The organism is Arthrobacter sp. 2YAF22_2, assembly GCF_052114645.1.
Taxonomy (GTDB): Bacteria; Actinomycetota; Actinomycetes; order Actinomycetales; family Micrococcaceae; genus Arthrobacter.
In genome coordinates, this window is record NZ_JBFRFD010000423.1 from 1 (window position 1) to 3,351 (window position 3,351).

Genomic DNA, 3,351 nt, shown 5'->3' on the forward strand with positions numbered 1-3,351 from the left:
GCCGCCGCAGCGAGGCGCACGGACGACCCCGTGCAGCTGCGGCTCGACGGCGTCGACGTGCTGTAGCGGGGCCATTTCGACGGTTCCCTGCGCATTAGACGTCCGCGCGCGTCGAATTGGCACGGAACCGGCGAAACGGCGGGGTTTAGCGGCGTTTGCGACCGCGCAAAGCCACAGCCTCCTCGGCTGCGTCCAGCAGCCTTAGGGCGGACTGATCCCAACTGAACTCGGCCGCGCGCTGCACGGCCCGGCTGGAACGCTGCTTCCACAGTGCCGCGTCCTCCAGTGCGTGCACCGCCGCGGCAAACGCCGACGGTGAGTCCGGGTCGACATAGCTGACCGCGTCGCCGCCCACCTCGCGGAAGATCGGAATGTCGCTGGCGATCACCGGAGTGCCGTGCGACATCGCCTCCACGAGCGGCAGGCCGTAGCCCTCCGCCTTCGAGAGGCTCACCAGCGCGGTGGTGCGGGCCAGCAGCTCTTCGTATTCGGCATCCGTCACTCCGTTGTGGAACACGATGTTAGCCCCGGCCGGGGCCAGCGCCGCGAGCTCCGCCCGGCGCTCGGGCGTGATCCGGCTCAACAGGTGCAAGGTCATCTCCGGCAGCTCCGCCATGCCCCGAACCATGGTCTCCACGTTCTTGTACGGCATGAAGGAGCCCATGTAGAGCAACGTCTTGTCCGCACCGGCCCCGGGTTCCCGCGGCGTGAGCCCCGGCTGCGGGGCATTGCCGACGATCCGCACCGGACGCTTCGTGAGCCGGTACTTCGCAATCAACGCCTCGGTGGTGGAGCTGATGGTGGCGACGACGTCGGCGCGGTTCAGCAACACCCGCTGCGGCCAGAACGCCTTGTGATACAGCCACCACAGCACCCGCACCGGCGCCGGCAAGAAACCGGGAGGGGCCGGGTGCTCGTAGTAAATCAGGTCGTGCAGGGTCAGGACCAAGGCGTATTTGCGTCCCCAACTGCCCATCGTCTGCATCGGGCACACCACGACGTCGGCGCCGAGACGGTTGACTTTGGCCGCCACAAATAGCTCCGCCGGGGAAAGCGGGCTGTTGATCAGCGTGTAGGGGACGTCGGGCAGCAGCGCCAGCTGGCGGACATCGCTGATCAGCATCGAAACATCCGCGATTTTGGCGGCGGCGGCGATGAGGCTGGAACCGTAGCGGCTGATCCCGTCGTGATGGTCGAGCTTGGTGAAGCGGGCGTCAATCAGGATTTTCACGCGGCGTGGCCCTTCAGGAAGCGTCGGATGAAGCCCGCGGCGGGTTCCGGGGTTTCATAGTGGATCAGATGCCCGACGCCGGGAATGACTTCGAGGGTTCCGTCCGGCAGCAGTGGAAGCAGTTTGTGCTGGTCCGGCAGGGTGGCGATCTCGTCCTTCTCGCCGGCCACGAGCAGGACGGGCAGCGCGAGCATCGGCGCCACCTCGGCGACGTTGCTGCTGACCGAGGCCTTGAACGCTTCGAGAAGGCTGTCGCGGTCGGCGAAGGCGGAGAAGTACGCACTGTGCTGGGCGTGGACGAACTGCCGCAGCGCCTTGTCCTTGGTTTTGGCCATGGTCTCGCTCATGACCCGGACAATCAGCTGGTTCCGCAGCAGGGCATTGCCGATGCTGCGGGGAAGCCGCGCCGCCGCCTCGTAGTAGAGCACCGCAGCCTTGGTCATGAGTCCCTTGGGCCCCTCTAGCGCGGGCGCGGCAATGGGGTTGATCAGGATCAGTTCGCTGACTGCACCCGGATGCTCCGCCACGAAGTGGCTGGCGATGATCGAACCGAAGGAGTGGCCCAGCAGCACGGTGTCCGGCCCCAGCCCGAGGGCGGCCATGAAGTCACCGACGAAGCGGCCGTAGCCGCTGACGCTGTGGCCGCCTGGCGGGAAGGCGCCGGAGATGCCGAATCCGGGCAGGTCCGGCATGATCAGGCGCATTTCCGGCAACTGGTCGACGACCCGCAGCAGCCCGTGGTGGTCGCCGCGGAAGCCGTGGATCACCAGTATGGTTCGGGTCGCCGCGGTCTCCTGGACCGGCTCGTAGGTCCAGGAAGCGACGGGAGTACCGTCCAGTTCCACCGTGGCGGAGCTGCTGCGGGTTTCCAGTTCCGTGCTGAGCAGGGGAGGCAAGGGGGATGACTCGGTGGCCACGTGTTCCATTCGGTCGGATCCTAGTTGACGTTGTCGGGGTTCGAGCCGGTGCGGAATCCCCGCTCCAGGCCGGCCAGGGCATCCAGATCCGCGGTGCTGAGGCTGAAACCGAAGATGTCGTGGTTCTCGCGGATCCGGCTGGAGGAGCTGGCCTTGGGGATGACCACGTTGCCCAGTTCCAGGTGCCAGCGCAGGATGATCTGCGCCGCGCTCCGGCGGTGCGCCGCGGCGAGCTTCATTACGACAGGGTCTTCCAGCACCTGGCCGCGGCCCAGCGGGCTCCAGGCCTCCGTGGTGATGCCCAGAGAGGCGTGCAGGGCACGCAGCTCGGCCTGCTGCAGCCAGGGGTGCAGCTCGATCTGGTTGACCGCCGGCACGACTTCGGCGCTTTGGAGCAGACGCTCGAGGTGTGCCGGCTGGAAGTTGGACACGCCGATGCCGCGGACCCTGCCCTCGCGGTACAACGTTTCGAGGGCGCGGTAGCTTTCGGTGAACAAGCCGCGCTTCGCGCACGGCCAGTGGATCAGATACAGGTCCACATATTCGAGGCCAAGCCTGGCGACGGAGTCGTCGAAGGCTCGCAGCGTCGCGTCGTAGCCCTGGTCGTCGTTCCAGAGTTTGGTGGTTACGAACAGGTCCTCCCGGGCGAGGGCAGGGTGCAGTTCGCCGGAGCCGCCCGCGGAGCCGTCAAAGGCGGACAAGGCCCCGATCGCTTTCCCCACACCCGTCTCGTTCCCGTACATGGCCGCCGTATCGAAGTGGCGGTAGCCGGCTTCCAGCGCCGTGGTGACGAGCCCGGCGGCGTCGGCCGGGGGCACCTTGTAGAGCCCGAACCCGAGACGGTCCATCAGCACACCGTTGTTCAAGGTCAGCCGGGGGGAGATTCTCATAGCAACGACTCTACCCAGTCCGAGCAGCCCGGCCGTCAGGACAAGCCGTCAGTGCTGACCAGGCGCCGGGCACTGGCTTCATCGAGGATCAAGTCGGTGGCCAGGCCAGCGGCCAGCGCGCCACGCAGTCCGTTGATCTTGGACGCGCCGGACACCACGCAGATCCGGCGTCGGACCTGCCGGAGCTGGGCGAGGTCCGGCCCGGTGGAGCGCTCATTGAGGGTGATCCCGTCGGATGAGCCGTCGGCGCGGAAGAAGACCGTGGCGACGTCGCCCACGACCTCGGAACCCGCCAGCACGCCGAGGTCATCCT

4 protein-coding genes are annotated in these 3,351 nt (G+C 67.2%); all 4 read right to left on the reverse strand.

Going from position 1 to position 3,351, the window contains the following annotated elements:
* Positions 1 to 145: 145 nt before the first annotated feature.
* Positions 146 to 1,231 carry a glycosyltransferase family 4 protein gene (locus AB4Y86_RS15215; RefSeq protein ID WP_441403030.1) on the reverse strand — a complete coding sequence of 362 codons (1,086 nt, stop codon included), beginning with the start codon at positions 1,229 to 1,231 and terminating at the stop codon, positions 146 to 148.
* Positions 1,228 to 2,157 carry an alpha/beta fold hydrolase gene (locus tag AB4Y86_RS15220; RefSeq protein WP_441403031.1) on the reverse strand — a complete coding sequence of 310 codons (930 nt, stop codon included), beginning with the start codon at positions 2,155 to 2,157 and terminating at the stop codon, positions 1,228 to 1,230. The genes AB4Y86_RS15215 and AB4Y86_RS15220 overlap by 4 nt, the downstream gene beginning before the upstream one ends.
* A gap of 11 nt (positions 2,158 to 2,168) precedes the next feature.
* Positions 2,169 to 3,038: an aldo/keto reductase gene (locus tag AB4Y86_RS15225; RefSeq protein ID WP_441403032.1), complete on the reverse strand. Its 870-nt coding sequence runs from the start codon at positions 3,036 to 3,038 to the stop codon at positions 2,169 to 2,171.
* A gap of 35 nt (positions 3,039 to 3,073) precedes the next feature.
* Positions 3,074 to 3,351 (reverse strand): sugar-binding domain-containing protein (locus AB4Y86_RS15230; RefSeq protein ID WP_441403033.1); only part of this gene is annotated, 278 nt, incomplete at its 5' end.